Below are 3,227 nucleotides of genomic sequence, written 5' to 3' on the forward strand. Positions count from 1 at the left end.
ATGGGCGGGGCGATGGCGTTGGCGATCTGCGAGCCGGTGTTGACGATCGAGATCGGCAGGGCGCGCTCGTCCTTGTCGAACCAGCGCTCGTTGACCTTGAGGCTGGCCGTGAAGAACGGCGACTCGGTCCCCCGTGAGGTTTCGATGTTCCAGCGCGCCACGTCCCGCTCTTCCCGTACGTCTTCGCTCCGCACCCGTGTGGCCGTCCTGGCCGTCGGACTGGGGGCCACCGCCGTGCTGGGCACCGGGGTCGCGAGCGCCGCCACCGCGAGCGTCGCGCCGAAGACGGTCAGTGCGAAGACCGCCGCCTCCTGGGTCGACCCGGTGAAGAAGTACACGCTGTCCGCGAGTTTCGCCCAGGCCGGCAGCATGTGGCAGTCCACCCACAGCGGGCAGGACTTCGCCGTGGCCAGCGGCACCAACGTCGTCGCCGCGCACGGCGGGACCGTCGTCAAGGCCGGCGGCAACGGTGCGGGCGACGGTGCCGCGTACGGCAACGCCATCGTCATCAAGCACGGCAACGGCACGTACTCCCAGTACGCCCACCTCTCGCGCATCGACGTGAAGGTCGGCCAGGTCGTCAGCACCGGTCAGCACATCGCGCTGTCCGGCAGCACCGGCAACTCCAGCGGTCCCCACCTGCACTTCGAGATCCGTACGACCGCCAACTACGGCTCGGCGATAGACCCGGTCGCGTTCCTGCGCGGCAAGGGTGTGACCGTCTGAGCCGGTCCGGTCAAGCGGGCTTCGAGCCCGCGTGAGCCTGCGTGATCATGTCGGTGGCGACCTCCAGGACGGCCTTGCGCTTGTCCTCGGGGTCGCCTTCGAGGTCCTGCACGGCGAACATGCCGGCGTGCAGCGTGAAGATCGCGCTGAGCGAACGGACCTGGTCGACCAGACTCGACTCGGGGTCGATCATGATCTCCCGCAGACCGCGCATCCGCTCCTTGAAACGCTCGCCGATGCGCAGGTCCCGTACCGTCGCCTGGTTCTCCTGCATGAAGCGGAACAGCGGGGTGGCGCCGTCGAGCGCGACGGCGTAGCGCCGTACGATCTCCTGCTTGGTCTCCAGGGTGTGCGGCTGGCCGCGGCCCCACTCGATCAGGTCTTCGATCGGCTTCGTCAGGTCCTCGAAGATGCTGACGAGGATCTCTTCCTTGGTCTTGAAGTGGTAGTAGAGCGCCGCCTTCGTGACGTCCAGGTGCTCGGCGATCTCGCGCAGCGAGGTCTTCTCGTAGCCCTGCTCGGCGAAGAGCTCGAGCGCCACGTCCTGGATGCGCTGGCGGGTGTCTCCGCGACGCTGCCGCTTGGTGCCGTCCATGGTGCCGCCCATTCGTCTCATGCTCCAGCAAACTTACTTGACGCCCGGCTAGTTACGGGTCTACTTTCCCTGAGTGTAGTCAACTAGCCGGGCGGCAAGTAAGTAGCCGGACGGTGGCGGTATCAAGGGGAGTGGGAAAGATGGCGGACACACAGACGGTCGAGGCCGGGCCGGGGGCGCCCGGGCCAGAGGTGGACGGTAAACAGCCGAAGAGCGTGCGGGTCGTCCTGCTCGCCCTGATGATCACCATGATGCTCGCGATGCTCGACAACATGATCGTGGGTACGGCCATGCCGACGATCGTCGGTGAGCTGGGCGGGCTGGAGCATCTGTCGTGGGTCGTCACCGCGTACACGCTCGCCACGGCCAGCTCCACGCCCCTGTGGGGCAAGCTCGGTGACATGTACGGGCGCAAGGGCGCCTTCATGACCTCGATCGTGATCTTCCTGGCCGGTTCCGCGCTGAGCGGTATGGCGCAGAACATGGGGCAGTTGATCGGTTTCCGGGCCATCCAGGGTCTCGGTGCCGGTGGTCTGATGGTCGGCGTCATGGCGATCATCGGCGACCTCATCCCGCCGCGTGAGCGGGGCAAGTACCAGGGCATGATGGCCGGCGTCATGGCGCTCGCGATGATCGGCGGACCGCTGGTCGGCGGCACCATCACCGACAACTGGGGCTGGCGCTGGTCCTTCTACATCAACCTGCCGCTCGGTGTCATCGCGCTCGCCGCGATCAGTGCCGTGCTGCACCTCCCGAAGAAGCGGTCGCAGGCGCGGATCGACTACCTGGGCGCCGGGCTGCTGGCCGTCGGCATCACCTCGATCGTGCTCGTCACCACGTGGGGCGGTTCGCAGTACGACTGGACGTCCGCGCGGATCATGGAACTGATCGGGCTCGGTGTGGCCTCGCTCGTCGGGTTCGTGTTCTGGCAGACCAAGGCCGCCGAGCCGGTCGTGCCGCTGCACATCTTCCGCAGCCGCAACTTCACCCTGATGGCGATCATCGGCTTCATCACCGGGTTCGTGATGTTCGGTGCGACGCTTTTCCTGCCGCTGTACCAGCAGTCCGTGCAGGGCGCGTCCGCTACGAACTCCGGGTTGCTGCTTCTGCCGATGCTCGGGGCGATGCTCGTGACCTCGATGGTCGCGGGGCGGGTGACCACCAACACCGGTAAGTACAAGGTGTTTCCGGTCGCCGGCAGCGTGCTGATGGGTGTCGGGCTGTATCTGCTGTCGACCATGGACACCGATACGACTCGTTTCATGTCCGGTGTGTTCATGGCCGTCGTCGGGCTCGGCATGGGCTGTCTGATGCAGATCACCATGCTGGTCGCGCAGAACAGCGTGCAGATGAAGGACATGGGGGTCGCGTCCTCGACGAGCACGCTGTCCCGGACGCTCGGTTCGTCGTTCGGTGTCGCCATCATGGGGGCGCTGTTCAACAACCGGGTCCAGGACGTCATGGCTGAGCGGGCGGGTGCACTGGGGTCCAAGGTGACCGAGCAGTCCGCGACGCTCAACGCGGCGAGTCTGGCGAAGCTGCCGGCGGTGGCGCGGGAGGCGTATCAGCACGCGGTGTCTGCCGGTGTCCACTCCGCGTTCCTGCTGGGGGCGGTGGTGGCTGTGGTCGCGCTGGTGGCCGCGGTGTTCGTGAAGGAGGTTCCGCTGAAGGGGGCGGGGCCGAAGGCTGAGGGTTCGGGCGAGGGTGCGGGATCGGTGGCGCCGGCGTCGATCGTCGAGGCCGTCTGATCTGCCGACAGTGAGCTGAAGGTCCCCCGGTTGGTGTCCGCCCCGGGGGGCCTTCTTTGCGTGTGGTGCGGTTGTGAGGTGTGGGTTCGGCTGGGGGCGGCTGCGGGTCGTGCGTTTGTCTGCGGGTCCGTTGCCGGGGGCTCTGCCCCCGGCAACGG

The 3,227-nt window shown here is 67.1% G+C and carries 4 protein-coding genes; 2 read left to right on the plus strand and 2 right to left on the minus strand.

What is annotated here, in order from left to right; genetic code table 11:
* Window positions 1-194 (minus strand): hypothetical protein (locus tag ACNFOC_RS52615; protein ID WP_416966060.1); only part of this gene is annotated, 194 nt, incomplete at its 3' end.
* Here ACNFOC_RS52615 and ACNFOC_RS52620 point away from each other — a divergent pair.
* A complete protein-coding gene (locus ACNFOC_RS52620; protein ID WP_416966061.1) occupies window positions 145-726 on the plus strand; it encodes a M23 family metallopeptidase in 582 nt (193 codons plus the stop codon). The two genes, ACNFOC_RS52615 and ACNFOC_RS52620, sit on opposite strands and share 50 nt — an antisense overlap.
* Before the next feature lie 10 nt (window positions 727-736).
* On the opposite strand, the gene ACNFOC_RS52625 is transcribed toward ACNFOC_RS52620, so the two are convergent.
* Window positions 737-1,333 (minus strand): TetR/AcrR family transcriptional regulator, encoded by a 597-nt coding sequence (locus tag ACNFOC_RS52625; RefSeq protein WP_416966063.1) that lies wholly within the window; start codon window positions 1,331-1,333, stop codon window positions 737-739.
* A gap of 128 nt (window positions 1,334-1,461) precedes the next feature.
* Here ACNFOC_RS52625 and ACNFOC_RS52630 point away from each other — a divergent pair, with 128 nt between their 5' ends.
* On the plus strand, window positions 1,462-3,069 hold the full coding sequence (locus tag ACNFOC_RS52630) for an MDR family MFS transporter (RefSeq protein ID WP_416966062.1): 1,608 nt from the start codon (window positions 1,462-1,464) through the stop codon (window positions 3,067-3,069).
* Window positions 3,070-3,227: the final 158 nt, after the last annotated feature.

The sequence above is a fragment of the Streptomyces colwelliae genome (assembly GCF_048158785.1).
Classification (GTDB): Bacteria; Actinomycetota; Actinomycetes; order Streptomycetales; family Streptomycetaceae; genus Streptomyces.

Coding starts and splice junctions, on each gene's coding strand:
- ACNFOC_RS52620 (WP_416966061.1), top strand. CDS start 145: ATGTTCCAGCGCGCCACGTCCCGCTCTTCCCGTACGTCTTCGCTCCGC.
- ACNFOC_RS52625 (WP_416966063.1), bottom strand. CDS start 1,333: ATGGGCGGCACCATGGACGGCACCAAGCGGCAGCGTCGCGGAGACACC.
- ACNFOC_RS52630 (WP_416966062.1), top strand. CDS start 1,462: ATGGCGGACACACAGACGGTCGAGGCCGGGCCGGGGGCGCCCGGGCCA.